A 26,067-nucleotide genomic window follows, 5' to 3' on the forward strand; every position below is an offset into this window, starting at 1 on the left:
TTAAATTGTAACCGTTAATCAGTAACGTAGTAATCCTACTTCTCAATAATTCCAAGAATATCATCTTCACGCATGATCAGGTAATCTTCACCGTCTAACTTCACATCGGTGCCACCGTATTTGGAAAAAAGCACCTTGTCACCTGCGGCAACTTGTAAGGCAACTCTTTCACCTTTATCAGACAGTTTACCAGGACCAACCGCTACTACTTCGCCCTCAGCTGGCTTCTCTTTAGCGCTATCAGGAATGATAATACCGCCAGCAGTTTTCTCTTCTTCCTTAAGCCTTTTAACCAAAAGACGATCATTCAATGGACGAATTTTCATTACTTCCTCCTAACTACAATTAAATTTCAAAAAAAAAGGGCCCATCGATTTGTTTATGGATTCCCAACTTGCTCGTACCCAATCACTGGGTACCTCTCAAACTGGGCAAAAATATAGGGGCTGATTTTTAAAAATCAAGGGAGGAAAATAAAAAAAAAGAAGGAGGGGTAACGCGGACCTGTCAACACACAACAGGCCCGCTAATTATTTGTACTTACATGACTTTCACCCAACACGAACAACCCATTTAAAGGGGTCTTCCTGACGTCCCGCCTGAATTGCCTGCAACTCGGAAAAGAGCCGTGCGGACAGCTCTCCTGTCTTGCCACCATTTATAATATAGCTCTTTTGCTTATAGAAGAGTTCTCCTACCGGAGAAATTACCGCAGCAGTCCCTGAGCCAAATACTTCCTGCAACGTTCCGTTACTGTTTGCCGCTACAACCTCGTCAATAGTGATCTGGCGCTCCACAACCTCAACTCCCCAGCTCTTTGCAAGAGCAATGACGGAATTGCGGGTAAGACCACCCAGAATCGAGCCACCAAGAGGCGGGGTAATAAGTTCATCACCGATTTTAAAGAAGATGTTTGAGGTACCCACCTCTTCTATATATTTATGTTCGCAGGCATCCAGCCACAGCACCTGGGTGTAACCCGCTTTTTTAGCCATCTCTGACATATATAGAGAAGCTGCATAGTTACCAGCGGTCTTCACATGGCCAACACCACCCTTTACCGACCTAACATATTCATCGCTTACATAAATTTTAGTGGGATTGCATCCTTCCGCGTAATAAGCACCAACCGGTGACATAATTATGAAGAAGTAGTATTCATTTGCAGGACGCACACCCAGTACCGGTTCCACGGCAATCATGGTCGGTCTGATATAAAGGCTTGATCCTTCACCCTCAGGCACCCAGTCTTTCTCAAGATAAACCAGAGCTTTGAGGGCTTTGACAACCTTCTCCACCGGAATTCTGGGCATGCACATCCGAAGAGCCGAGTTGTTCATGCGCTCAAAGTTGTCTGAGGGACGGAAAAGAAATAACTGATTATCCTCCCCCCGATATGCCTTCAGGCCTTCAAATATCGCCTGGCCGTAGTGGAAAACCATAGCCGCAGGATCAAGGTTAAAGCTCTGATAGGGACAGATTTTTGAATCATGCCAGCCCTCTTCGCGAGACCATTTCATAAAGTACATATGGTCAGTGAAATGAACTCCAAACCCAAGTTTATCTGCTGAGGGTTTTTCCTTCAGTTTTCCTGCTTCCACTTTTTCCAGTGCAATTTCAAGGTTTTCCCACATTCGTCCATTCTCCTCAACAACGCGTATTTCTCTTTGCTTAATCAATTCAAAGCTATATAGTTTTTAACAGTTTTAAAAAAATCAAACTGCATTATAATCGTATGCGACACAGCAAAGTACCTCAGCTATAGGTTATTTTGCAACCCAAATTCATCCACAGCCTCAACCAAGCCTAAATTAACATGAGCAGATACGTATGACGAAACTACCTCATCAGCTCAACGAGCCCACAAAAGCACCAGAAGGCACCAAATATTTTCTGGTTGTTTTTATGATCTCCATCTTTTTTTTCGGGAAGATCCTTTGGCCTTTCTGGTCCATACTTGTGCTCGCTTTTTTACTGACGAATCTCTTCCGGCCGATATATATCTGGATCAGCCGAAAAACCCCGGATGTCCTTGCATCAGCATTGACCTGTATGCTCATCATTGCAATCGTCATCGTTCCCCTGGTTTTTTTCGTATTTTCACTGACAGACGAAGCACTGACCCTATACAGCTGGGGGCGTGACAGCCGGGTTGGCTTAAAACTCCAGACTTTTCTTCAGGAAAGTCCTCTGATTTTCAAGCTCCAGGAACAACTCCATCAGGTGGGTTTTACTTTTAACCCGTCCCAGGTGACAGAGACGTTTTCCTACCTTGTGAAAAAAGGCGGGCTTCTTCTGTACAACCAGGCAAGCGGCTGGGCGGCCAATATCCTGCAATTTCTGTTTCTCTTTTTTATCATGATCCTGGTCATTTTTTTCCTGCTGATGGATCAGCCGAAATTAATCGCCCACATGATCCGGCTCTCCCCCCTGCCTGAGAATGAAAACCATTTACTCATTGAAAAATTTCAGGAAATTGCCAATGCAATCCTTAAGGGAAATGGGATTTGCGGGCTCATCCAGGGAATATTAGGCGGGGTAGTGTTCTCAGTACTAGGCCTGAACTCCCCACTTCTCTGGGGCAGTATAATGGCAATTCTTGCCTTTTTACCGATCTTTGGGATTGGCCTTGTGATGATTCCAACTGCCGGTTTTCTTTTTCTCAGCGGACGGCTCAGCGCGGGTATTTTTCTCTTTATTTTTTATATTCTGCTCTCTTTTTCCGTCGAATATATCGTCAAACCGAAAATGGTGGGAGAGCAGGTCGAAATGCCGACACTCCTTGTCTTCCTCTCTATTATTGGTGGGCTGAGTGTTTATGGTGTACTCGGAATCATATACGGTCCACTCATTATAACCGCATTTTTAACCCTGTCTGACATCTATCTTGCCCGCTATGACAGGTAACAGACCAAAATGAATAAAGGCCCAAGCCACCAAAAGATATTAAGTAAAATCAATAGGTATGACATCCCAGCAGGTCACCATATCCTTGTTCCAGGTGACAACACGTGTTTTTGAGTCCTGAGAAACGACAATTCCCAGGATATTTCTTAAGCGGTGGCACAGATAGTAAAAAGATCTGTGCCTGGTTCCAACACTCTCAACGCGCTCTACCTGGCGTCTCACCCCCTCGGGGTCCGTGGCCAGTGCCACAGTGCCACCCATCTCCATTGTTCCCTGAATAATCCCTCCAAACCCTATCAGCTCAAGGTTTTCCGTCGTTACAACCGCGCCATCAACCCCTGTAAGTCTTGCCATAAACCTGGCAAACTTGAATATCCTCTCATCGAGCGTCGTCAACTCATCGACCTGCAGGGAGACATAATCCTTCCAGCCAGCAACATAATCTGGCCCGTACAAACTGCCGAAATGCTTTGCCATAACCTCCATTATCTGCAAAACCGTGTCCTGTAGCTTGTTTCTTTTTTTATCTTCGGCAAAGCGGTATTTCAAATCTATATAGGGGTTATCATTGGCGATACATTCTGCCATATCACCAGGAATACTGATAATCGTGCCACCATGACCCGAACGCCGAACGGTACTGATGACATGTTTGAAAAACTGCAGATAAAGATCTGAGATAAAAGAGACATCTATCTGAGCCCAATCATTACTCACATTGCGCGGATTTTCAGCGTGAAGGGCGAACAAGGTATCCCGTGCAGATTCAAACCGCTGCTTCATCCAGACAGACTGAAAAACGTTGACCGTTGGAGAGATAATATTTCCACCACTGAGCTGGGCAAGAATATCAAGCCCCCTGCAGACAATCAATCTGCCAGAGCCGACCACATTAATGCCGAGGGCTTTTGGCAAAGGGGTTGCCTGCTTGCTTCCTCCGTGAATGATATGCATCCAGCGGGATCCTGAGTGGATAAGTCCCCAGATCTGCAGCCCGTCCTGACGACTGTATTTAACACCGATCATTGAGTTATTATAATCAATGGATGGTCCAAGTTTGAGCAACTCATACTCATTGTAGGGTCTTGGGACATTGAAAAGGAGGGTAAAGAGCCCATTACTTTCTCCAAGGCCATCTTCATCGATATCTTCGGGCTCACAGAGCATCAGGCGAAAGCGAAGCCCCCTGGCTTCTTCCTGCATCTGACTCACCTGATAACAGGTCGAAACCAGGTCCTCCAGAACCTCTATGTCAGGCAGGCGCTGGTATTTTTTCCCCCCTCTATTGTCGAGTAAACGCCAGAGGGCCAACAGTTCAAAAACCAGATCTTTGGGATATTTATGTATCATAATTCGCGGATGGTCCGAGGTTTAGCTATTAAAAAAACACCTGTGCTCACATTATTGTATATCTTTACGTTACTCAAGCATGAAGAGGTATTTATTTCATTCAACTGCAAATATGTGCTACTATAGCGCTGAAGAAAAAATATATACGCCGTATACAACGCAGTTGTCCTTTACCATAGGAGATTCGTCAGATGAAGATAGTTGTCGGATACAAAGGTACCAACGTCGGTCAGGATATTCTCCAACTTGCACTCAAGCATGCGAAAGCTTTTGATGCCAAGGTGTTCCTTATCACTTCTCTTGCAGGAGGGGAAAAAACTACCCGTGAACAGGTGACTGAAGCCGAAGAAAACCTCAAGAAAGCAGGAGACTACCTCACCAACGAAGGTGTCTCCAATCAAACCCATCTGCTCATCCAAGGCAGGTCCCCTGGAGAAGACCTGGTAACTTTTGCGGCAGAGAACAACTGTGATTCAATCATCCTTGGAGTGAAAAGCCGCTCAAAGGTTGGTAAGATCCTTTTCGGCTCCACAGCCCAATTCGTTATCTTAAGAGCGCATTGCCCTGTTACTACAGTGAAATAAATACCCCGGCAATCCACCTTACCCTGCTGGTAGATTGCCGTTTTTCAAAAAACCTCTATCACATCCTCCATCCTCCGCGCTCCCCTTGAGATCATGAGTCTTCATTTTCATCTGCTCCCTTTCGGAGCTGATCTAATTTCCCGGGATTGTCCCCCGCATCCTATCGAAATTAGATCTTTTACTCCTGACAATCTTAAGGTATGTTTGTTTTTCGAGGTGGCACTTTACGTTAACTGAAAGATCCTGGAGAAGAATATGGAAAAGGTATTTTTGGTCAGTGGAAGTCGTACCGCCGTCGGAAGTTTCGGTGGATCGCTCAAATCCGTACCCGCAATTGAGCTTGGCTCAAAGGTTATTACCGAGGTGCTTAAAAAAAGCTGTCTTCGCCCTAAATTAAGTCACTTAATGGAGGTAGGACGTCCGGATGCCCTGCAAAACCACGGGCAGCTTGAAATAGAGAGGTCTGCTCACTCCTGGGATCAATCCGCTGCAGAAATCGTGATTGACGAAGTAATAATGGGCAACGTTTTGCAGACTGGTCAGGGACAAAACCCCGCCCGTCAGGCCATGATCAAAGCAGGTATCCCAAAGGAAACGGCGGCATTTACAATCAACAAGGTTTGTGGCTCCGGTCTTAAAGCTATCACCCTTGCAGCCACTGCGATCATGGCCGGACAGGCCGATGCGGTAATCGCCGGAGGAATGGAGAATATGTCCATGGTTCCTATGGCACTCCCCAAAGCACGCTGGGGCCACAGGATGGAGGTCAGCGGCAGCGGTGAAGTGACCGATTTACTCGTTTATGACGGACTCTACGAGATTTTTTATGGCTACCACATGGGTATTACTGCAGAAAACATTGCCAGTAAATACGGCATCAGCCGTCTGGAGCAGGATGAGCTGAGCGTTCTCAGTCACAATCGTGCCCTGCAAGCCATCCGAAACGGATGTTTCAAAGACGAGATTGTGCCAATACTCATGAAAAGCCGAAAGGGCGACCAGGTCTTTGATACAGACGAGCGGCCGATGGAGACAAATCTTGAGAAGATGGAGCGGCTCCGCCCTGTATTTAAAAAAGATGGCTCCGTAACTGCAGGTAACGCCTCAGGCATAAACGATGCCGCTGCCGCAGTACTTCTGGTCTCCGGCTCTAAGGCGAACGAACTCGGTTTGCAGCCTATTCTTGAAATAAAAGGGTTCAGTTCAGCCGGCCTTGATCCTGCCTATATGGGCCTTGGCCCTGTTCCTGCTATCCGTTCGGTTCTGAGCAGGACGGGTATCCAGCTCTCCGACCTCGATACTATCGAACTGAACGAGGCCTTTGCCTCCCAGGCGATCGCCTGCATGAGAGAGCTTAACATCCCCATTGATCTGCCAAACCAGGTGGGAAGTGGCATTTCTCTCGGCCATCCCATTGGCTGCACGGGAGCCCGACAGGTGGTCACAGGGATGCATCAGATGGTGCAAAATGACTTAAACATGGGATTGTTTTCCATGTGCATAGGTGGAGGAATGGGAATGGCTATGATCGCCGAACGAGTGGGCTGAGCCCGTATGTAAAAACGGCTGGTCAATCTTTAATTGACCAGCCAACACCCCTTATGCCCTCTTCATTCTAATTTCTCAAATCCGACAGAAACGGGTTTACCCGTAAAAACTCTTCAATTTCCTCTGCAGGTCGTGCCGGACTGTAGAGAAAACCTTGGAGATGAGGGCATCCAAGTTCAACCAGGAGCTGCCGCTGCTCCTCTGTCTCCACTCCCTCGGCAATTACTTCAAGGTTGAGACTGGTTGCAAGAGCTATAATCGTCGTGGTAATGGTCACATCGTCTTCGTTGTCTGGCAGGTCCCGAACAAAAGATCGGTCTATTTTCAACCTGTTGATCGGCAGTTTTTTCAAATAACTCAGAGACGAATAGCCCGTGCCGAAGTCATCAACTGCCAGCCTGATCCCCTGTTCTGCCAACCTGCGGAGAAAGACAATAGCAGCCTCGGGATCGCTCATAATATGCCCCTCCGTTATTTCCAGCTCAATCCACTCCGGCCTGCAATCATATTTCACCAGTGTCTCTTCAAGGTGGCTTATAAACTCTGGATGCTGCAGCTGGCGGGTGGACAGGTTCAGAGAGAGCGTTCCCGGCATAAGCCCGGCTTTATGCCAGAGCCCCAGCTGACGAATGGCTTTTTCCATAATAAGAAGATCCAACTGTACGATGAGGCCGGTATCCTCGGCAAGGGGAATGAATTTCTCTGGTGAAACAAACGTGTCTCCATCGAACCAGCGTACCAGAGCCTCCAGACCAATTATAGCATTGGTTCGCCCCTCCAGCTGAGGTTGAAAATAGACCTTGAAGACATCATCTTCTATCGCCTGACGCAGTTTGCTTTCAAGGGTCAGCCGTTCAATTGCCCGCTCCGTCATTTCCTTGCTGTAGAAACAATACCGGTTGCGACCATCCTTTTTCGCCTTATACATGGCAGCATCGGCGTTTTTGAGAAGATCGCCGGCTGTCACCCCACCTTCGGGAAAGGTCGCCACCCCAAAACTCGCACTCAAATAGACCTTTCTCGATTCAATCACCACCGGCTCCGCTATACACTCCCTGATTCGCTCAATGGTCGTTATAATGACTTTGCTGTCACCCACGGTATTGAGCAAAACAATAAATTCGTCCCCACCGAGACGGCAGATAGTGTCCGTTTTCCGCAGGGTCTCCTGGAACCTTCTGGAAACCTCTAACAAAACCTCATCCCCAAACTGGTGACCGTAGGAGTCATTTACTTCCTTAAAGTGATCTAAGTCGATAAAAACAATGGCAATGCTTTCATCTCCAATCCCGTGTACTTCAAACTGATCCAGGAGATCTTTCAACTTGTCTCGCAGGAACATGCGGTTAGGTAGACCCGTGAGATCATCATGTTTTGCCTGATAATTGAGCTCCCGCCGTACCAGCAGATCTTTTCGCCACAACAAAACAACCAACACCTGCAAAACAATTACCGAGGCAAGCACAACACCCGGCATAAACAGGTCAAAATCGTGGAAATAGATGGGACGCCGAACCTGGAGGTAGACCTTTTTCACTTCATCAACAGGCTGGAGATATTCCAGCTGGGTAAGATGTTTTTTGCCCGGCTCTATCTGCCGATCACCAACCAGTCGCTGTTCCTCGTCTACAATAATTGAACCCACGGTAAACTGCTCTTTAATAGGCAACAGGAGAGTCTTCAGGTCGATATTGACAATATAAAGACCATTCACCTTCTCCAGCCGTTCTTCCCTGGTTGCCGGTACGGTTATACCTGCATAGGTTGCCTTCAACAGATAGTAGGTCTGCAAATCCACAGCTTTAAAAAAGTTATATACGGTAACAATATTAGAGCTTTCAATGGCCTCAAGCACACCATCGCGAAAATACGGACTGTTGAGCAGGTCGTAACCATAGTACATGGACAAGCGATAACTTGATGGTTCAATACGGACAATTGGCGCATAGCGGGACTGGTCTTCCTCCCTGACGAAAGATTCCGATTCCGGCTCAAATCTCTTAATCGTAAAATCATACAAACCATAATCACGCATGGACTCTTCAAAGTTTACACGCTCATCATGAGAAACCAGTCTCGCAAAGCCTATGGCGGTAAGAAAAGGATAGTTTTTCAGCAGATCGCCGGAAAAATTTGCAAAAGAAGAGGGCGAGCGATCATGACTTGCCTGATAATAACTTACAAGACTTGTCAGGATACCTTTTGTCGTCGAAAACTTATCTGAAATATCTTTTCGGATGACATTATTAACCGTAAAATTGAATTGTTTTTTCTGCTCATAAAACTGGTATTGAAACTGTAGCAATACTGCCCCCAGTACAATACAAAGATTTACTATAATTATTGCACTCTTCGTTTTTCTGGAGAACAGTGAGTGCCTGGCCATATCAATCAACAACCAGCTTTTGAGATTTTTCCACAAACTCTTCTGGAAGGATGATACCTGTAGCCTTGATAAGCCTGGAATTCACCCAACTGGTCCAGCTTCGATTGGCAACTATGGCTATGTTTTTTATGGGAAATCCCTGCAGTACGCCAAGCGCAGCTTCTCCAGCCCATTTCCCCTGCTCTTCTGCCTGTATTATGAACCCCACCATAGAAAAAGGAATCATCCACTGATAGGTAGTCAGCACCAGTTTACTGCTATTATGCAAAATAAATTCTTTCATTTCATCATCCTTCCACCCCTCTATGGCTGAGTTATGTCCTAAGATGATATAATCTTTTGTCTTCTGAGCCCTGAGATAGTGCTCCTTCCATTCATCAACTGTTTTTACCAGTATTTTTTCTAATTCAAAATTGTTTTTCCGAGCATATTTGACAAAATAACCAACATCTTTTCTATCAGTCAGGGTGTCGTCGCCGATAAAAAGCCCTCGTTTACCTTTACTCACGAGAGCCGCCAACTCAAAGAGAGCTGCAACGGGAGTCACCTCAATCATTCCTGTAACGTTTTTATAGGGAAAGCCATACTCCTTCGCAGTCCAGTTTACGCCGCAGAAAATAAATGGGATAGAGCTCTTCTTGAAATACTTTTGGATAACATATTTCGCCGCATTATCGTCAGAGGTGATAACCACGTCTGGCTTGTATTGATCTATCAGTTCTTTTGCCTCCTGAGCCTTCTGCAGGATATAGGACTCCTCTCTGTTTCTTTTCGTATCCATATTAAACTGGATAAAAGTGCAATGACCATTCAGCACTTCCCGCAGGCTCGCCTCTATACCATCAGACCATTCATAGCCCTTATGGTAAGAAGAAATGTAAACACAGACAGGAAGGGGGGCAGAAAAAACAGTTGAGGCAAAAAAGATCATCATTGCTGCAGAAAGGAGTGGGTGTAATTTGAGAATCATATTGTCCCGAACCGTGTTAGAAACGAAAGAAAAATATTGCGTTTATTTTGCAGGCCACCTCAATTAACACTTTTTTCATATCATATACAAGTAGCGGTTTATAAAATAGAAAAAACAATTCCTGTAACAGCTAATCCACATGCTTTACCGGATTTTTCCTGTAGAGATCACTCGGTTTCCCGTCTCTATATATTGCTTCAAGGTACAGGATTTTTCGTGGCAGCTGGGAAGGAGCGCCCCGGCTCACAAGAAATGTGGCCCTGCCACCTTCATGAATCCCGCTGAATGTGTCAATTCCCAGCATTTCAGCTCCAACAACTGTTGCGGCATGAAACATCTGGCTCAATGAATAACCGGCCTTTTTATAGAGTTTCATCTCTTCAACCATTGATTCCCCGTGCAAAACCCCAAGACTTCCAGCATCGGTTCCAAGGGCGACCCTCACCCCGCACTCCCTGGCCAGGCGAAGCTGATCTAATTGATGTTCTACGTTTTTCTCTATTACCTTTGCATCGGCTGTAGTTCGGTTTGCGTCAAGATTGAGGCCAAAGGCCTTCATGGTAAAAACCGTCGGGACCCAATAAGTCCCTTTTTCTGCCATCATCCGGATATTCTCTTCCCCCATGAAAAAACCATGTTCAATGGAGTGACAGCCTGCAGCAACCGCCCTGCGCACGGGTTCTCTGCCATTTGCATGGACCATAACCTTCTGTCCTCTCTGCCCGGCAGCCTCAACCAGTTCTTCCAGTTCCTGCTGGCTAAACTGCGGTTCCGTCTGCTTTGCAAAAACATGAAGACTGTTGAGGCCTGAATTTACAACCTTTACAAGATCCCCTTCCTTCGCATCTTCCAGGTAGGTTTTGACAAGACTTTTATCTGCTGGCACAGCCCTGCCAATAAGACCTCCATAGCGTCCCTGCCGATGGTAGGCTCTGCCGGCGGACCTTAAAACCATTTCCGGGTGCATCCTCGGGCTGCGACTAAAAGCCTCCGCGCAACCACCCCGATCGCCACCGTCACGAGCAGCGAGGACTCCATGGGAAAAGAGATAGTGCAGATGTCGTGCAATCGCAGGTTCCAGTTCCTCACAATCTGCAACCAACTGCCTCTCCCGGGTTTGCCTGTCTGTGGTTGACGACATAAACAGATGGATGTGACTATCAACAAGCGGTGGGAAAACAGTGCAATGGGAAAGGTCAGTTACCCGTGCGAGATCCTGCTGCAAATTTTCCTCTGCAGGCCTAATCGAGCTAAAACGACCATTTTCGAGTTCCAGCAGGACATCATTTTGAACCGGGCCACCTGATCCATCTATGAGCCAACCTGCACGAACATATGTTTTTTCCATTTTGCACCCGCCTGTAATTAAGACATTCATTATTATCAACCAGCTATTTACATTTACACTAATGATCGGCTAATAATTAGTCAAAGTAATCAAAAGAGGATTCAGAACACTGTATTTACCACCTTCAACCATATTCGCCATGAACCGTTATTTCACACCACCTCTTCCCATTCGAAACAGCCATGTACAGACCACTCTCACAAGCCTGAGAGTTCGGAAATATCTGGCAAAGAAAAAGGCAACGGTTCTCAAGCAACACGAACAACAGATCATCCTGAACTGCAGTGATGGTGTGCGGCTCCTCGGCGCCTACAGCCAATATCCTGCCGGGGCAAAAGGGCTGGTCGTCCTCATTCATGGCTGGGAAGGGTCTGCTGATTCCAGCTATATGCTCTCGGCCGGCAGTACACTGTTCCAGGCGGGTTATAGTATTTTTCGTCTCAATCTCAGGGATCATGGAGAGAGTCATCACCTCAATCCTCAACCATTCAACTCAAGCCGTCTCATTGAAGTGGTTGATGCCGTAAAAGAGATCCGCAGACTTTTCCCCCATCGAAAATGTTTTCTTGCCGGATTTTCCCTTGGTGGCAATTTTGCCATAAGAGTAGCCCTAGAAGCCCCTAAAAGCGGCCTGCGACTCTCAAGAATCGTGGCCATAAGCCCCCTTGTCAACCCTCTGACGACCACAGAGAACATGGAGGACAACCACAAGATATACCACCATTATTTCGTCAAAAAATGGAAGAAATCCCTGAGAAAAAAAATGGAGTGTTTTCCTGAGATGGGAGACGGGTCAATCCTACTGCAATTGAAGACATTACGGCAGATGCACGACTACTTTGTTCCCCTATATACGAATAGCACAACCACGGCGGCCTACTTTGACACCTACCGCCTCAAGCCCGAGGAAATGCAGAACCTTGTGATCCCCACCCAAATCATAAGTGCCAAGGATGATCCGATTACCAGGGTTTCAGAATTGAAAATCTTCGCAGACATGGATATAGCCGCCCTGAAAATAGACAAGATTCCCTACGGCGGGCATTGCGGATTTATCGAAAATTTAAAGTTTGACAGCTGGCTGGACCGGCAACTGGTCAAACTTTTCAACGATGCGGGCAGATAGACAGCCCCGCTTCACCAAACGTTTATCAGCGCCTATTTACAACCTGAGTCCTTTCAACGAAAGACTGTACCCAATAGAAAAAAAGCTCGAGAAATCGTATAATCCACAGTAATTTTGGCATAATCAATAACAGCAGGTAAAGGTATAAAGCAATGCAAGACGAAACCAGACTCAATGGTTTAACATGGCCAGAACGTGATTCCAGCAAGGCAACGACAGTGAACCCGCCCATATACAAAGGCTCTACTGTAATTTTTGAACGTTATGCTGACATGCTACAGATCAGCCAGAAAAAGTACCAGGGGATAACCTACGGCACGGACCGTCTTCCCACCCAGCGTCAGTTTGAAGAGGCCCTGAGAGAACTCGAAGGTGGCCACATTACAAGGGCCTTTCAATCCGGAATTGCTGCGATTCAGACCACTCTCATGGCCTTTTGCAAAAGCGGCGATCATATTCTTCTCTGCGACAATGCCTACAGTCCCGGCCAGCATTTCTGCAAAACCATCCTGAAAAAATTTAATGTAGATTGCACACTCATACCACCCAACGTTGGCGCAGATATCGAGCAATACATCCAGGAGAACACCGTTCTGATCCTCCTGGAATCCCCGGGTTCCATAACTTTTGAGCTGCAGGATATCCGGGCAATAGTAGCTGTCGCCAAGCAGAAAAACATTGTCACGGTAATGGATAATACCTGGGCTACACCGCTGTTTTTAAAGCCTCTGGCTCTTGGGATTGATGTCTCCATTCATTCTGTCACCAAATATATCTCCGGTTACTCTGATGTGCTGGCGGGAGCGGTCACCGTTGGAGAAAAATACAGTGCCATTTTTGCTAAATTTTACAAAATAATGGAGATTTATACCCCGGCTGAAGAGTGTTATCTTTCTCTTCGAGGCCTGCATTCCCTGGGCCCCCGTCTCCGCCAGCATGAACAGTCCGCCCTCAACATTGCCCAGTGGCTTGCTTCTCATCGTCTTATTGACCAGGTTCTGCATCCAGCCCTGCCGACTCATCCTGAGCACCATCTCTGGAAACGTGACTTTACAGGCTCCTCCGGCCTCTTTAGTTTCACCTTTAAGGACGATTACAGTGAGGAGGAGATGGGCCGCTTCATAGACGCGCTGCAACTCTTTCATCTCGGTTTCAGTTGGGGAGGATACAAGAGCCTTGTGACAGCAGGAAAAATAAAGAGAACAACCCCCTGCAGATACGAGAACAAAACCATTGTCCGCCTCAATATCGGTCTTGAGGCCGTAGAAGATCTTCAGAAAGACCTTGATGCGGCTTTATCCCGTTTACCATAGTAGCAGCTACCTGACAGGCAGGAGCAATATTAAACCAAAAGAGATTCCTTTGAATAATTTACAACAGATACCAACGGTTACTCAACGTGAGGCGATTGCAAAGCCAACCTCAGCCATCCAGCCCCCGGCCGAAATTGCAGCTGGCGTCTGCTGAGGCCCCAAACCTCCCCCACGGTCCGGTGGGCATGAAAAAGCAGGATACGAGATACTCTTTTTTGTAGATGATTTTAATGAGACCCCAGCAGGTGCTGTACCCCGCGTTGCCACCTCTCTTTGCCTGCGTGATCATCTGGGAACCATTGGTGCCAGAACGGGATACCAGAGAAACAATTACAAGGTTACACCCGGACTGTACTGTGCTGGAAAAGCAGGGAAGAACTCTCCCGTACTCGTCACAGCAAACTACAAGCTCAGTTTTGATGCGTTAAGAAAAGAACTGAAGAACCTGGACTGCTGGATTCTGGTCGTGGACACGAGGGGGATCAACGTCTGGTGTGCCGGGGGGAAAGGCACCTTTTCTGCCGAAGAAATAGCCTATCAGGTGCAAAAAGCAGAGCTTGGAAAAATCGTCAGCCACCGGCAGCTCATCCTTCCTCAGCTCAGTGCCAATGGGGTGGCGCTCCACAAGTTAAAACACCTCTGCGGCTTCAGAGGACAATTTGGCCCCATACGGGCAGCAGACCTCCCCGAATATCTGCGCACCGGGACTGCCAGTGACACCTTGCGAAGTGTCAGCTTTTCCCTGAGAGAAAGGGCAGCTCTCATTCCCCTTGAAGTATGTCTGCAGATAAAACCCTTGTTGTTTTTCATCCTCTTTTCTTTATTTCTCTCGGGAATCTCCACCGAAGTGTACAGTCTTCATCAGGCATTACAGAGAACCACAACGGCTACAATGAGCACCTTGATGGCAATTTTCACCGGTGCGATCGTAACTCCTCTTTTTCTCCCCTGGATCCCCCCAAGGCAGTTTTGGGTCAAAGGCCTGATGACCGGAGCCGCAGGAGCTGCCCTGTGGAGCACCCTTGTTCCTTCTCCTCCAGTTGACACAGCAGCCCTTGCCCTGTGGAGCATGGGATGTTCTTCCTATCTTGCCATGAATTTTACCGGTTCCACCGTTTTCACTTCCTTATCGGGTGTCGAAAAGGAGATGAGAAAAGGCCTGATCTTTCAAGTCGGTGCAGCTACGCTTGCCATGGTGTTATGGCTTGCAAGCCCCTTTGTATAATTGAGAGAACCATCCATGAGAACATTCAGATATCTCGATAACGTCGCTATTCTCACTCTTGCCAGGGAAAAATGTATTGGCTGCGGTAACTGTGAAATGGTTTGCCCCCACAGGGTTTTTAAGGTAACGGGTGGCAAGGCTGACATCAAAGATCCCGATGGCTGCATGGAATGTGGGGCCTGCGCCAGGAACTGTCCAGTTGATGCAATTTATGTCAACCCCGATGATGGTTGCGGCTGTGCCATCTATATACTCAACAGCTGGCTTGGCAAAATAACCGGTAAGAGATCATCAGATTGCGGTTGTTAAAAACTCCTCACTCCGTCATATTGTTACATTTTTGCAATCATCAGATAATGTTATCACACAATTGTACGATGGAAACACATGTCCTTTCCCAAGCTCAAACCACCCCCTCCTGATTTTCAACTTTGGCCAAATAAAACATAATGTTCCTCATTATCACAACTCTATCCACAGCACCTCATCTCCCCGGTCTTTCATAATTCTTTTTAACATGAGTTTTTTTTCATTCTCAACATCTCTCTGAAATTGACAAATGGCACATCCCTTGCTATTAGGAATAATCTAACAACATTGGTACTATTATTAAACATGTGCCAAAACATGCAATAAACGCATCGGGGAGCTCTGGATAACGGCTCCCGTTGTGAGACAGAGTCAGTGGTCAAAAGAGGCCTCAAATTCAACGGAGGATGCAATGAAAAAAACCTTATTAACTGCAGTATTATCCTGTTCCACCTTGCTGGCAGTATCGGCCTTTGCAGCCGATACCATTAAAATCGGCTTTAATATTCCGATGACTGGAGATATTCCAAAAGTTGGTGAATCCTCTAAACTCTCTGCCGAGATGCTAAAAGCCGACATCAATGGAGCCGGAGGACTTGAGGTCGGTGGTAAAAAATACATGCTTGAGTTTCTTTACGAAGACAATGAGGCAAAAGCAGAGTCTGCAGTCACCACCGCACTCAAGCTGATTGAAAAAGACGAAGTCCTCGCCATGGTTGGTCCAAACTCCAGCAAGCAGGCAATTCCAGCAGGTCAGGTTGCCAATGACAACGAAACCGTAATGATTTCTCCCTGGTCGACCAACCCGGATGCCACTCTTGATCGCCCATGGGTTTTCCGCGCTGCTTTTCTTGACCCATTTCAGGGACCTGTCGCCGTCAACTTTGCTGTGAAAACCTTTGGCGCAAAAACCGCCGCCGTTCTCTACGATCTATCCAATGACTATTCAAAGGGTCTTGCTGAAATATTCCGCGATGAATTTGAAAAGAAAGTAGGCCCAGGCTCTGTCCTGGCTTTTGAAAGTCATGGAACCAAAGATCAGGATTTTTCAGCGCAGCTGACCAAGATCGCCAGTACTCATCCTGATTTCATCTTCGTACCCGACAACTACAATCAGGTTGCTCTTATTGTAAAGCAGGCACGTCAACTTGACTATAAAGGTCAGTTTATGGGCTCTGATGCCTGGGGTTCTTCTGAACTTATGACCCTCTGTGGTGATGACTGTAAAGGCCTTTACTTCTCCACCCACTATGCAGCTGCAGGTGCAACCGGTGCAACCAAAGAGTTCATTGATCGTTACAGCGAAAAATATGGCGAAACTCCGGACGATGTTGCAGCCCTTACCTGGGATGCAACCCGCATTGTCCTCCAGGCAATTCAGGATACTGGTGGCCTCACCGGAAAATTGAAAAAAGATCGCAAGGCCATTCGCAAAGCGATGTCTGAAATTCCAACTTTTGCAGGCATTACAGGTAACATGAAATTCGACGAACAGGGCGACCCCGTCAAATGTGCAGTCGTTGTTAAAATAAGCGATGAAGGCACCTTCCAGTTCACCGAATCTGTATGTCCTGAATAAAACAGAATCAAACACAGACCCAGTACAAACAGGCCGGAGCTGTCTCCGGTCTGTTGTGTTCAATTGCAACAATAAGCCTCTGGCATCAGTTTGTACAAGAGGCGTGCATTCATACCCCAGACAAGACGACGGACCAGAGGCGTTACATGCTAGAAATTATAATTCAAAATATTATTAATGCCTTGCAGTGGGGAAGCTTTTACGCCCTCATTGCTCTCGGCTACACCATGGTGTACGGAGTACTCACTCTTATCAACTTTGCCCATGGTGATGTTTTTATGGTGGGTGCATATATCTCCTTTTTCACCGCAACCCTGTTACTCTCGTTTCTGGGTGTACCCGGTTGGGTTGCTCTGGCTCTCACTATTCCCATCACCATGATGCTGACTGCCATGGTGGGCGTTTCCCTTGAGCGTATCGCCTACCGGCCGCTGCGGCGAAAAGGCGCACATAGGTTATATGTAGTTATCACCGCCCTGATGTGCGGCCTGATTCTTGAGCACGCAAATCTTGCAATCCTCGGTGCCAGTAGAAAAGCATTTCCAGAACTCATTACCACACACGTTTATAACATTGGTGGCATCACCTTCACCAATCTTAAACTGGCTGTGATCGTCACCGCAATCCTGGCGTTCTTCATTCTTCAATGGATCGTAACGAAAACAAAAGTTGGCATGGCCATGCGGGCGATATCCTACGATAAATTTGCAGTCCCCTTGATGGGCATTCCCATTGACAGCATCATCGTGGTCACCTTCGCTCTTGGTTCGGCCTTTGCGGGACTTGCGGGTATCCTCTTTGCCATGAGTTACCCGATCCTGGAACCTTACATGGGTGCCCTGATCGGCTGGAAGGCCTTTATAGCTGCGGTTGTGGGCGGTATTGGAGATATCCGGGGAGCCTTTCTTGGAGGTTTTATCCTCGGTGCAGTGGAGATACTCGTCGTTGCGGTTTTCCCATCAACATACCGCGATCTTATTGCATTTACCGTTCTTCTGATCATACTTTCCATCAAACCCACAGGTCTTTTTGGTATAGCCAAGACCACCAAGATATAAGGGAGAACGGGACTCATGAAATCACTGTTACAACGATATTCTGTTCAACTGATCCTGATCACTCTTGGTGGTCTCATCACTTACCTGGCCTACGAAGAGGCTATTGGCCTCTATACCCTCTCTGTACTTATGTTCATGGGTGTTAATATCATCCTGTCCACCAGTCTGAATCTGGTCAACGGAAACATGGGCGAGTTTTCCTGTGGCCATGCTGGATTTATGTGTGTTGGGGCCTACGTCTCCTCAATTCTTGGAGTACTGCTTTTTGCAAAAGATAAAGTCTTCGGGGCTCCTTTAATCAATCCCGATCTGGCCTTGTACTTCTTCCCCCTGATCATCCTTACAGGGGGCGCTGCGGCGGCTATCACCGGTCTTCTGGTTGCCCTGCCCTCGTACAAAACCCGCGGAGATTATCTGGCAATTATTACCATCGCTGCAAACTATATCATCATTTCTCTTATCGAAAATCTTGGAGTCATCGGCGGTTCCCGCGGTTTTATGGGGATGAAGACTGTGGTGAATACCATGAACGACACCTTCGATCTTCCCTGGATGGTGATATGGGTATTCATCTTTACAGTCGGATGCGTCTGGGCTCTCAGACGTTACAACTCGTCTACTTTTGGCAAAGGTGTCTCAGCAATCTGCCAGGATGAGGTTGCCGCTGAAATCATGAGCGTTAATACCAACAAGATCAAGACAATCACTTTTATGCTTTCATCCGGGCTTGCGGGTATTGCCGGCGGACTGTTCGCCTACATCATCGGCTACGTTAATCCGGGTAGCTTTAACATCCTCAAGTCAACAGAGGTGCTGGTCATGGTATACCTCGGAGGGATGGCCTCACTCTCAGGAGCCGTTCTATCTGCCATTCTCTTTACCATACTTCTTGAACTCCTCCGCCCACTGCAGATCATCAAATGGGTCGTCATCCCCCTTCTGCTCATCATATTGATGCAGTTCAGGCCCGAAGGCATCATGGGCAACCGTGAACTTTCTGATCTTTTTCCAAAGCTAAAGCGATTCTATCGGTTTAAGTAACTATGCAGGCAGATACTATGACAACAGCTCCCATCCTTGAGATTCGAAACCTGACCCAGCATTTTGGTGGATTGACCGCCATTTCAGATTTCAATATCAAACTTAAGAATAATCAAATGGCGGGCCTTATCGGTCCAAACGGTGCCGGTAAAACTACTATCTTCAACCTCGTAAGCGGCTTCTACCAACCCTCACAAGGCGAAATTTTTATCAACGGCAAACCGACCGCAGGTCTCAAACCTCATAAGGTTACTGCACTTGGTGTGGCCCGTACCTTCCAGAACATCCGCCTCTGGAACCAGATGACGGTTCTGGATAATATCAAAGTCGCACAGCACGGCAAACTTGGCTATGGCTTCTTTGACGCCCTGATGCGCACAAAAGTCTACAGGGAAACAGAAGATCGCATCAACCATGAGGCTTATGAGCTCCTTAAGGTTTTTGAACTTGATAAATTTGCAGATGACTTCCCGACCAATCTTCCCTACGGCCTGCAAAGAAAGCTTGAGATAGTCAGGGCTCTTTCTGAGAAACCAAGCCTGCTTCTGCTTGACGAACCGGCTGCGGGTTTAAATACGGTCGATATGCATGAACTCATTCGCCTGATTCGCTGGATTCATGATAGTTTTGATGTCACCATCTGGATCATTGAACACCATATGGATGTGATGATGGAACTGTGCGACGAACTCAAAGTAATTGATTTCGGCCATACTATTGCCGAAGGCCCCGCACTTGAGGTACAGAAAAACCCTGCAGTTATCACCGCCTACTTAGGAGACGAGAATATATAATGTTGCTTTCAGTCGAAAATCTCATCGTTAAATATGGAAATATTCAGGCCCTCCATGGTATCAGCTTTCATGTCAATGAGGGAGAAATTGTAACCCTGATCGGTGCCAATGGTGCAGGAAAAACCACCAGCCTTTACTCCGTGACCCGGCTTCCTCCACCAGAGGCTCCAAAGGTTGTTTCCGGAGATATCAAGATACATGGACAGTCGATTCTCGAGACCCCCGCTTCCGCCCTCGTATCAGATCTCAAGTGTGCTCTGGTCCCTGAAGGACGGCATATCTTCGGCAATCTCACGGTCATGGAGAATCTTATTCTCGCAACATACTCAAGAGACAAAAGCATAGATTTTAACCCTGAGATGGAAAGGGTTTTCACCCTATTCCCCCGCCTCAAAGAAAGAAAAAACCAACGCAGTGAATCCCTATCAGGTGGAGAACAGCAGATGCTGGCTGTAGGCCGCGCCCTTATGACAGGCTGCACCTTTCTCCTTCTCGACGAACCTTCCATGGGCCTTGCCCCGGTCTTGAAATATGAGGTGTTCAGGACCCTGAAAAGACTCAACGAAGAAGGGTTGACCATCCTCCTCATTGAGCAGAATGCCAACCTAGCTCTGCAGCTTGCCCATCGAGGCTACGTTCTCGATACAGGAAATATCGTGGCTGAAGGGACATCTTCTGAGCTTCTTGGCAATCCGGAGGTGAAAAAAGCTTACCTCGGGGGATAGAATGACTCCCCAACAGCGGTTGCCAATATTTTTAGGGAGATAACGACTCCCGCACATGAAAGGGCACCCTATTGGATGTTGGCTTATCTCTCTGCCAACATCCTCATTGTCTCATTTCTATGCACCGTTATGACACTTGAGGCAGCCTTTAAAGCCGGGGTGATTGGTTGGAGGGGCATCTGTCGGATCATCTGGGTTATGACATTCAAGACATTGACTGTCTTCTGTAACACCTGTGTGCGTCTCGGGAGAGTTCCTGATTGTCGGTCCGTGCATGCCGAGATAATGGCGATAGGCACAACCCGACGACGCTATAATGAGAGTCAGCAGGGTGATGGTCAGCACTTTTTTGATTGTCATGTCGCGGCCTCTATCCTTCCATCTTTCAAATACAGTCTGTTATTTGTCAGCTCAATAAGTTCCGGGTCATGGGTTGCCACAACCAAAGTGGAACCCTGAACATCACAAAGAGATAATATCAGTTCAATAAGGTTATATCCCGTAACCGAATCCAGACTCGACGTTGGTTCATCTGCCAGTATCAGGGCGGGCTTATGGGCAATGGCTCGAGCAAATGCGATTCGCTGGTTTTCACCGCCGGACATTTCCCCGGGCATCGCTTTTTCATAGCCGACAAGGTCGAAACAAGCCAACAATTCTTCGATTCGACCCTTCTGTTTCTTACCATAAATGCTATTGAGTTCCAAGGGGAGCATCAGGTTTTCCGCAACTGTAAGCCAGGGAAGAAGATTGGCCGTCTGAAAAACAAAACCAATGTCCCGGCGCTGAAAATACGCACGTTGTCTTGAACTCATTGAACAGATATCTTGTCCATTATACAAAATCCTGCCACCATCAGGTTGTTCGAGCGCCCCCAGGCAATTCAGCAGTGTCGTTTTCCCTGATCCCGATTTTCCTGCCAGAGTAAAACTCTGCCCCTTCGCCACGCTAAAAGAAATATCAGTGAGTGCGGTGATGTGGCCCCTGCCGGAGGTGTATTGTTTGCAGACAGAAAATATCTCTAGCATATTTTACACGCTCCTCAAAATATCTGCAGGACTCTTGCGAATTATATATATAGCGGGCCAAACGGCGGCTGCAAGGCCAAAGAAAACGGCAAGAAGAGGCGAAGGTAACAAAGAGGCAAGGGTCAGTCTGGGGTAAATAACACCTGATACGGAAAAATACTGGTTGTGTGAAGTGAGCGTTGTGAGATCAATACCACTCTCTGAAAACAGCGCTACGGCGGCAATACCTGCAATTTCACCAATCAAGGCTGCAAAGATGGTAAGAAAAGCTATTTGAGTAACAAGTAGCAGGGCCGTATCGACAGGGAGGATGCCCATGGCTTTCAGGATTCCATGCTCACGCATGTTTCTCAAGGTAAAGATAAGAAAAGCACATGAAATACCCACGGAAACAAGAACAAAAACCAGGATCATCACAATTGCCATACAGACAAAATTCAGGTCAATCAGCTGCTTAAGATCGGGCATAAACTCTGGCCAATCCTTAAATGTGGCGGACGGCATGAGCTCTCGGTATCTCTCCACTACCGTCTTCGTTGGTGTTCCATAGTGTAAAAACACCGCCACATTGATAGGGCTGTCAGGCTTTGGAAACACTTCAACGGGACAGAACGCCAGGCCTTGGTCAAGTTGAGAGATACCGGTGTGATAAATGCCAATGACTGTAAATGTCTTAAGAACCTCACCCGGTCGGCTTCCAAGTTTCACCTGCCCGCCGACCTCCACTTGAAGCCTGCTGGCGGTTTCCTGGTTGATAAAGATAGCCTCTTCACCGGCAAGCAGATAACGCCCTGCAACAGATTTTTTCCAGAGTACGGTACTCTGTTTCTCCTGCACGGGGTCGACACCCATCAATAAAACAGTTTCAAAAATATCATCTGTCCAGAGCAAAAATCTATGTTCGGTTCGACGCAGGACATGCTCCACCCCCTCCACCTGCAAAAGGCTGGTATCGCTTCCCGGTAAAATGTTGGTCCCGGAGATGTGGCCCGAAAAAAGTCCGATGGAATTACGAATCATCGCATCGTTGGTACCAATGGCAAGAGCAGCAAGAAAAACTAGAGCCCCAACCGCAAAAATAACCATAAACGACAGGACAACCGTCGTCCGCCAGGAACGCAACAGGTGCAACAGAGAAAGTTTTGCTATGAACCGTAATCGCATTGCCAGCCTATCGATTGTGCTATAGCTGGACGCCGATGCGTCCTGCTATAAAGTTGGTAGCCGGCTCGAGGAGATACAAATCGTGATCGTGGAACAGGTTACGCAACCCACTATCAAGAAACTGCAAGGCCTTGGTTTTCATCCTCATAGCAAGCTCAGGGAAATCAGCATAAAAATGCTCAGGTGAAGCGCTCGACTTCAGTGATGTTTCCAGTTGCTGCCATACTTCGGCCGATTCCTCATGAAAGATTACCGAGGCGACATAATTGTGACGCTGTTCCATCACATCCCGAAATAAATCAACCATGTCATCGAGGATCTGACATCCCATTCCGATATTATAAAGTGCATCTTGCACGGCCATTGCTGCCGGAATTACCGTCTCCTCAAAGACTGCAGGAATGGCCCATGTGCATTTAAAAAGGACACCGGTTTTAAAATGATGGATCTTGTTCAGAATTTCTTCAGGAAGCAGCCTTTCCTCCACCCCACCTTCTTCAGAAGCTTCCTGAGCCCCGCTTTGCAGAAGGGCATGCAGCGATGCTGTGCTCGCCTGTACCAGCTTTTCAATCGGTAGCTTACGGGTCAAACAGTAATCGAGCAAAATATGAACAAGGGCACGATCTGAAACCATGATATCCAGCACAGAACGAAAACGATACGCTCCGGCCGGCAAATCCGTCTCAAGAGTCTTTTTGTACTCATCGTCCAGGATGTTGTCACAACCGGTGACCATCCCTCGCAAACATTGATTAACGGCGGCATAGAGGATGCGTCGATCCTTACTGATACCAGCCCTGTAGTAGGAATACATAAACAGGGTTGAGAAAAAATTACGCTGCAGAGAAAACGTGATCCGATCCGGTTCGATAAGCTGGACAGAACTTCCCTCCATGATGGCCGCTGCATTTTGCCAGTAGCATTGAAGACCTTCCTCGAGTTCAGCCGCCAGCATCTCTAAAGGTTCGGGAAGAGGGCTGGCAGCAAAGGATACGGCTGAAGGCGATGTCTTTTTCATTTTGTTGTCTCGAATACAGAGATATATCCAAAATAGTGGGCCACGGTCCGAGGAGGCTGAAATCCCGCTTCCACCATCAATTCTGGCAAAACCCCTCTGATGTTTTCAGCAATCTGGGGCTGCATAAAAAACCAGCGCGAGACGTGAGAGACAAGCTTTCCCATGAAAGTCGTCGGAGTGTGCATATCGGCAATGACAAGCTTGCCTCCAGGCTTGAGGACTCTAAACGCCTCAGACAAACTCTGCTTTTTGAGATCCAATGGGACATGGTGATAGAAGAGACTTGAGACGATGCCATCAAATGTTTCGCTGGCAAATGACAAATCTTCTGCGGCCATTGCCTCAAAGAGACAATGGTTGCTACCACGTTTTTTTCTTGCAATTTCAATCATTTTCCCAGCAGCATCAATGCCTGTTACGCAGCCGCCCTGTTCGGGTTGCAGCCGCGCACTCACCATCTGACACAGTATTCCTGTGCCACAGCCTATGTCAAGAATTCTGTCTGCAGGCTGCGGATCGAGGGTGTTTAAAATAGTAAGGTCATACTCTGCCTGTTTGTTCAGCAGACATACCGGTTCAAGCAGGTCATATACTGAGGCTGCATAATCGAGGGTTCGCCCCCGTGTTGGAATCGAAGGTATGGTCATAATGTGTTTTAGCTCCCATGGTCCTGCTGCGTGTAAGCATGCCTGTTATTTTGGGCTGACTCATTTTGAATATGTATTTATAATCCGTTTGTAAATGGAAGCCCTTCCACCATCCGACATCATCTGCAAAACTGATTGCTTCTATTACCAACGCCGGGGAGGTATAATTTAAGCGGTGATCATGTTCAGATCAGTCTTTACCAAGAAACAGTCAAAGCCGCCTGCACACTCGTTTCACCTCTTTTATGTGCATCTTAGCTGGCGATATTTTCTCTTTATATACGTGGAGCCGTTGAGAAAAAAATGAATGATCCTGAGTTAGTAAAAAATAGAGTAGCACAGTATTATTGGGAAGATGATTTAAACTGTGCAACAACGACCTTAAAAATACTCTCTGAGAGATTCAATATTGAAGTGAGTGACCAGGTATTTTCTGCGGCTACAGGTATGCATGGTGCCGGTCTATACGGTGCACAATGTGGTCTGGTAGAAGGCACCTTAATGTTTTTAGGGATATTTTCACAACAGAATAACTACTCGAAAGATCAAACAGTTAGATGTTGCTATGAATTTGCCAATGCTTTTGAAAATGTCTTTGGCAGTTTACAATGCAGGGTTTTACGGCCAGAGGGATTTACAGAAACTAACCCTCCTCACCTTTGTGAGTCTCTTACCTGCCGGGCAGTAGATTTTGCTATCTTGTTTATACAAAACATTGAAAGAACTCACCAGCGGACAAAAAGTGTAGAGCGAACATAGTACCGAAAATATCATTGGTTCCATGTTACTTCGTGGACCTGTCTATTAGCCACTTGATCAAGACAAGGTCTTTTTGAACCGTCCAATAGCAATGCTAAGAAAGGTAAGCGACAAGCCTAACTGAGCCAGAATGGCTGGCCAGAGTGCAGCGATACCCACATCTTTCATGACAATGCCCCGGAGGATGTCCAGGTACCAGCGCATCGGGTTAAAGACCGTGGCGTAGCGTACGGGATCGGGCATATTGCTGATCGGAAACATAAAACCACTCAGCATAACAGAGGGCATAAGCACGAGAAAGCTGGTGAGTAAGGCCTGCTGCTGGGTAGTAGCACTGCCGCTGATGATCAGAGCGATTCCCATATTGCCCGCAAGATATATTCCGGTAAGCCCGTAGAGCAGGAACAGGCTGCCCTTGACATGGACACCAAAGAGGAAGAATGCGACAATAAGCATAACTGACATGCTTATATAACCGGTGATCATGTAAGGAATAGTTTTTCCAAGGATAAATTCAATCCCGCGGATTGGAGTTACCATGACCTGTTCGATAGTGCCGATCTCTTTTTCCCGGACAATTCCAATACTTGTCAGCAACAGACTGAAAATATAGAGCATGGTGGCGATAAGCGAGGGCACATAATAGAAATGGCTCTCCTGGTTGGCGTTATACCAGGCCCGTGTTTCTGTTAAGATCTGAACCGCTGGCGTGGTTATACCCTTTCGGCCCAGCCGCTCCATAAGCTTTGTATCGTTGTAATCATTTACAATATAGCCTGCATAACCAAGGACAATGGCGGTACTGTTGCTGTCCGTGCCGTCTGTAAGAAGCTGTATCGTGCCACTCTTGTCAGAATATATGTCTCTGCTAAAACCTCCGGGGATCTGCAGCACCGCACGCACCTCACTTTTATCGAGCAGGGGAGAAATTTCACTCTGGGCCGATAGAGAAAAGCTCACCTGGAAATATCTGCTGGCAGTGAATGCACTGATCAGCTCCCGAGAGGCGGGAGTCTTGTCCATATCAAGAACAGCCAGACGAATATCGGTGACATCGGTGGTAAGCGCAAAGGCCATAATCGTCATCTGAATGACCGGTACCCCAAAGATAACCACCCGCATCCGGGGATCACGCAACATTTGGAGGAACTCTTTGATGAGCATGCGAAAAAGTCGTTGCAGCATCTC

General features: G+C 47.1%; 25 protein-coding genes. 13 read left to right on the top strand and 12 right to left on the bottom strand.

Features of this window, described 5'->3' with window-relative positions; translation table 11 throughout:
- Window positions 1-35: 35 nt before the first annotated feature.
- Both groES and FCL48_RS17150 read right to left on the bottom strand, forming a co-directional pair.
- Window positions 36-326, bottom strand: coding sequence for a co-chaperone GroES (groES, locus tag FCL48_RS17145; RefSeq protein WP_136873869.1), 291 nt, complete (start codon window positions 324-326; stop codon window positions 36-38).
- Between the two features lie 225 nt (window positions 327-551).
- The gene (locus tag FCL48_RS17150) at window positions 552-1,634 is read right to left on the bottom strand and encodes a branched-chain amino acid aminotransferase (protein ID WP_136873871.1); all 1,083 of its coding nucleotides are present in this window, start codon (window positions 1,632-1,634) and stop codon (window positions 552-554) included.
- 196 nt (window positions 1,635-1,830) lie between these two features.
- Between FCL48_RS17150 and FCL48_RS17155 the strand changes: the two genes are divergently transcribed.
- A complete protein-coding gene (locus FCL48_RS17155; protein ID WP_136873873.1) occupies window positions 1,831-2,907 on the top strand; it encodes an AI-2E family transporter in 1,077 nt (358 codons plus the stop codon).
- A gap of 39 nt (window positions 2,908-2,946) precedes the next feature.
- Here the strand turns inward: FCL48_RS17155 and FCL48_RS17160 are convergent, their stop codons facing one another.
- Window positions 2,947-4,257 (bottom strand): putative sensor domain DACNV-containing protein, encoded by a 1,311-nt coding sequence (locus tag FCL48_RS17160; RefSeq protein ID WP_136873875.1) that lies wholly within the window; start codon window positions 4,255-4,257, stop codon window positions 2,947-2,949.
- A 191-nt stretch (window positions 4,258-4,448) separates the two neighbouring features.
- On the opposite strand from FCL48_RS17160, the gene FCL48_RS17165 reads away from it, so the two are divergent.
- Entirely contained in the window at window positions 4,449-4,841 is a 393-nt protein-coding gene (locus FCL48_RS17165; RefSeq protein WP_136873877.1) for a universal stress protein, read from the top strand.
- Between the two features lie 255 nt (window positions 4,842-5,096).
- Window positions 5,097-6,389, top strand: coding sequence for an acetyl-CoA C-acetyltransferase (locus tag FCL48_RS17170; RefSeq protein WP_136873879.1), 1,293 nt, complete (start codon window positions 5,097-5,099; stop codon window positions 6,387-6,389).
- A gap of 67 nt (window positions 6,390-6,456) precedes the next feature.
- On the opposite strand, the gene FCL48_RS17175 is transcribed toward FCL48_RS17170, so the two are convergent.
- The 3 genes from FCL48_RS17175 to FCL48_RS17185 all read right to left on the bottom strand — a co-directional run bounded on the left by FCL48_RS17175 (window position 6,457) and on the right by FCL48_RS17185 (window position 11,093).
- Window positions 6,457-8,694: an EAL domain-containing protein gene (locus FCL48_RS17175; protein WP_169309262.1), complete on the bottom strand. Its 2,238-nt coding sequence runs from the start codon at window positions 8,692-8,694 to the stop codon at window positions 6,457-6,459.
- An 82-nt stretch (window positions 8,695-8,776) separates the two neighbouring features.
- On the bottom strand, window positions 8,777-9,745 hold the full coding sequence (locus FCL48_RS17180; protein ID WP_136873882.1) for an ABC transporter substrate-binding protein: 969 nt from the start codon (window positions 9,743-9,745) through the stop codon (window positions 8,777-8,779).
- 130 nt (window positions 9,746-9,875) lie between these two features.
- Complete coding sequence (locus FCL48_RS17185; protein ID WP_169309263.1) at window positions 9,876-11,093, bottom strand: amidohydrolase family protein; 1,218 nt, start codon at window positions 11,091-11,093, stop codon at window positions 9,876-9,878.
- 139 nt (window positions 11,094-11,232) lie between these two features.
- Here FCL48_RS17185 and FCL48_RS17190 point away from each other — a divergent pair, with 139 nt between their 5' ends.
- The 9 genes from FCL48_RS17190 (at window position 11,233) to FCL48_RS17230 (ending at window position 20,263) form a co-directional block, all read left to right on the top strand.
- On the top strand, window positions 11,233-12,219 hold the full coding sequence (locus tag FCL48_RS17190) for a YheT family hydrolase (protein ID WP_136873884.1): 987 nt from the start codon (window positions 11,233-11,235) through the stop codon (window positions 12,217-12,219).
- A gap of 152 nt (window positions 12,220-12,371) precedes the next feature.
- Entirely contained in the window at window positions 12,372-13,532 is a 1,161-nt protein-coding gene (gene metC / locus FCL48_RS17195; RefSeq protein ID WP_136873885.1) for a cystathionine beta-lyase, read from the top strand.
- 67 nt (window positions 13,533-13,599) lie between these two features.
- Window positions 13,600-14,757 (top strand): mercury methylation corrinoid protein HgcA, encoded by a 1,158-nt coding sequence (gene hgcA / locus FCL48_RS17200; RefSeq protein ID WP_371418682.1) that lies wholly within the window; start codon window positions 13,600-13,602, stop codon window positions 14,755-14,757.
- A 15-nt stretch (window positions 14,758-14,772) separates the two neighbouring features.
- Entirely contained in the window at window positions 14,773-15,066 is a 294-nt protein-coding gene (gene hgcB, locus FCL48_RS17205) for a mercury methylation ferredoxin HgcB (RefSeq protein ID WP_136873888.1), read from the top strand.
- A gap of 412 nt (window positions 15,067-15,478) precedes the next feature.
- A complete protein-coding gene (locus tag FCL48_RS17210) occupies window positions 15,479-16,645 on the top strand; it encodes an ABC transporter substrate-binding protein (protein WP_136873890.1) in 1,167 nt (388 codons plus the stop codon).
- Between the two features lie 146 nt (window positions 16,646-16,791).
- Complete coding sequence (locus FCL48_RS17215; protein ID WP_136873892.1) at window positions 16,792-17,703, top strand: branched-chain amino acid ABC transporter permease; 912 nt, start codon at window positions 16,792-16,794, stop codon at window positions 17,701-17,703.
- Window positions 17,704-17,718: 15 nt separating this feature from the next.
- Window positions 17,719-18,744, top strand: a complete 1,026-nt coding sequence (locus FCL48_RS17220; RefSeq protein ID WP_136873894.1) for a branched-chain amino acid ABC transporter permease — start codon at window positions 17,719-17,721, stop codon at window positions 18,742-18,744.
- Window positions 18,745-18,761: 17 nt separating this feature from the next.
- Window positions 18,762-19,538 carry an ABC transporter ATP-binding protein gene (locus FCL48_RS17225; protein WP_136873896.1) on the top strand — a complete coding sequence of 259 codons (777 nt, stop codon included), beginning with the start codon at window positions 18,762-18,764 and terminating at the stop codon, window positions 19,536-19,538.
- Window positions 19,538-20,263: an ABC transporter ATP-binding protein gene (locus FCL48_RS17230; protein ID WP_136873898.1), complete on the top strand. Its 726-nt coding sequence runs from the start codon at window positions 19,538-19,540 to the stop codon at window positions 20,261-20,263. Before FCL48_RS17225 ends, FCL48_RS17230 begins: the two co-directional genes overlap by 1 nt.
- 117 nt (window positions 20,264-20,380) lie before the next feature.
- On the opposite strand, the gene FCL48_RS17235 is transcribed toward FCL48_RS17230, so the two are convergent.
- Genes FCL48_RS17235 through FCL48_RS17255 form a run of 5 tightly spaced genes read right to left on the bottom strand, consistent with a single transcriptional unit; the run spans window position 20,381 to window position 24,120 of the window.
- Window positions 20,381-20,623 (bottom strand): cytochrome c3 family protein, encoded by a 243-nt coding sequence (locus tag FCL48_RS17235; RefSeq protein WP_136873900.1) that lies wholly within the window; start codon window positions 20,621-20,623, stop codon window positions 20,381-20,383.
- Window positions 20,620-21,291: an ABC transporter ATP-binding protein gene (locus FCL48_RS17240; RefSeq protein WP_136873902.1), complete on the bottom strand. Its 672-nt coding sequence runs from the start codon at window positions 21,289-21,291 to the stop codon at window positions 20,620-20,622. The genes FCL48_RS17235 and FCL48_RS17240 overlap by 4 nt, the downstream gene beginning before the upstream one ends.
- A 3-nt stretch (window positions 21,292-21,294) precedes the next feature.
- Entirely contained in the window at window positions 21,295-22,455 is a 1,161-nt protein-coding gene (locus FCL48_RS17245) for an ABC transporter permease (protein ID WP_136873904.1), read from the bottom strand.
- A gap of 19 nt (window positions 22,456-22,474) precedes the next feature.
- Window positions 22,475-23,473 carry a class 1 isoprenoid biosynthesis enzyme gene (locus FCL48_RS17250; RefSeq protein WP_136873906.1) on the bottom strand — a complete coding sequence of 333 codons (999 nt, stop codon included), beginning with the start codon at window positions 23,471-23,473 and terminating at the stop codon, window positions 22,475-22,477.
- Window positions 23,470-24,120, bottom strand: coding sequence for a class I SAM-dependent methyltransferase (locus FCL48_RS17255; RefSeq protein WP_136873908.1), 651 nt, complete (start codon window positions 24,118-24,120; stop codon window positions 23,470-23,472). The genes FCL48_RS17250 and FCL48_RS17255 overlap by 4 nt, the downstream gene beginning before the upstream one ends.
- A 303-nt stretch (window positions 24,121-24,423) precedes the next feature.
- On the opposite strand from FCL48_RS17255, the gene FCL48_RS17260 reads away from it, so the two are divergent.
- A complete protein-coding gene (locus FCL48_RS17260; protein WP_136873910.1) occupies window positions 24,424-24,879 on the top strand; it encodes a C-GCAxxG-C-C family protein in 456 nt (151 codons plus the stop codon).
- A 57-nt stretch (window positions 24,880-24,936) separates the two neighbouring features.
- Here FCL48_RS17260 and FCL48_RS17265 read toward each other — a convergent pair whose 3' ends face one another.
- Window positions 24,937-26,064, bottom strand: coding sequence for an ABC transporter permease (locus FCL48_RS17265; protein WP_136873912.1), 1,128 nt, complete (start codon window positions 26,062-26,064; stop codon window positions 24,937-24,939).
- Window positions 26,065-26,067 lie beyond the last annotated feature (3 nt).

It is taken from the genome of Desulforhopalus sp. IMCC35007, assembly GCF_005116575.1.
Classification (GTDB): domain Bacteria; phylum Desulfobacterota; class Desulfobulbia; order Desulfobulbales; family Desulfocapsaceae; genus Desulforhopalus_A.

Coding starts and splice junctions, on each gene's coding strand:
- metC (WP_136873885.1), top strand. CDS start 12,372: ATGCAAGACGAAACCAGACTCAATGGTTTAACATGGCCAGAACGTGAT.
- FCL48_RS17160 (WP_136873875.1), bottom strand. CDS start 4,257: ATGATACATAAATATCCCAAAGATCTGGTTTTTGAACTGTTGGCCCTC.
- FCL48_RS17260 (WP_136873910.1), top strand. CDS start 24,424: ATGAATGATCCTGAGTTAGTAAAAAATAGAGTAGCACAGTATTATTGG.
- FCL48_RS17240 (WP_136873902.1), bottom strand. CDS start 21,291: ATGCTAGAGATATTTTCTGTCTGCAAACAATACACCTCCGGCAGGGGC.
- FCL48_RS17155 (WP_136873873.1), top strand. CDS start 1,831: ATGACGAAACTACCTCATCAGCTCAACGAGCCCACAAAAGCACCAGAA.
- FCL48_RS17185 (WP_169309263.1), bottom strand. CDS start 11,093: ATGGAAAAAACATATGTTCGTGCAGGTTGGCTCATAGATGGATCAGGT.
- FCL48_RS17210 (WP_136873890.1), top strand. CDS start 15,479: ATGAAAAAAACCTTATTAACTGCAGTATTATCCTGTTCCACCTTGCTG.
- FCL48_RS17165 (WP_136873877.1), top strand. CDS start 4,449: ATGAAGATAGTTGTCGGATACAAAGGTACCAACGTCGGTCAGGATATT.
- FCL48_RS17255 (WP_136873908.1), bottom strand. CDS start 24,120: ATGACCATACCTTCGATTCCAACACGGGGGCGAACCCTCGATTATGCA.
- FCL48_RS17265 (WP_136873912.1), bottom strand. CDS start 26,064: ATGCTGCAACGACTTTTTCGCATGCTCATCAAAGAGTTCCTCCAAATG.
- FCL48_RS17190 (WP_136873884.1), top strand. CDS start 11,233: ATGAACCGTTATTTCACACCACCTCTTCCCATTCGAAACAGCCATGTA.
- FCL48_RS17250 (WP_136873906.1), bottom strand. CDS start 23,473: ATGAAAAAGACATCGCCTTCAGCCGTATCCTTTGCTGCCAGCCCTCTT.
- groES (WP_136873869.1), bottom strand. CDS start 326: ATGAAAATTCGTCCATTGAATGATCGTCTTTTGGTTAAAAGGCTTAAG.
- FCL48_RS17220 (WP_136873894.1), top strand. CDS start 17,719: ATGAAATCACTGTTACAACGATATTCTGTTCAACTGATCCTGATCACT.
- FCL48_RS17170 (WP_136873879.1), top strand. CDS start 5,097: ATGGAAAAGGTATTTTTGGTCAGTGGAAGTCGTACCGCCGTCGGAAGT.
- FCL48_RS17230 (WP_136873898.1), top strand. CDS start 19,538: ATGTTGCTTTCAGTCGAAAATCTCATCGTTAAATATGGAAATATTCAG.
- hgcB (WP_136873888.1), top strand. CDS start 14,773: ATGAGAACATTCAGATATCTCGATAACGTCGCTATTCTCACTCTTGCC.
- FCL48_RS17225 (WP_136873896.1), top strand. CDS start 18,762: ATGACAACAGCTCCCATCCTTGAGATTCGAAACCTGACCCAGCATTTT.
- FCL48_RS17215 (WP_136873892.1), top strand. CDS start 16,792: ATGCTAGAAATTATAATTCAAAATATTATTAATGCCTTGCAGTGGGGA.
- FCL48_RS17235 (WP_136873900.1), bottom strand. CDS start 20,623: ATGACAATCAAAAAAGTGCTGACCATCACCCTGCTGACTCTCATTATA.
- FCL48_RS17245 (WP_136873904.1), bottom strand. CDS start 22,455: ATGCGATTACGGTTCATAGCAAAACTTTCTCTGTTGCACCTGTTGCGT.
- FCL48_RS17150 (WP_136873871.1), bottom strand. CDS start 1,634: ATGTGGGAAAACCTTGAAATTGCACTGGAAAAAGTGGAAGCAGGAAAA.
- FCL48_RS17180 (WP_136873882.1), bottom strand. CDS start 9,745: ATGATTCTCAAATTACACCCACTCCTTTCTGCAGCAATGATGATCTTT.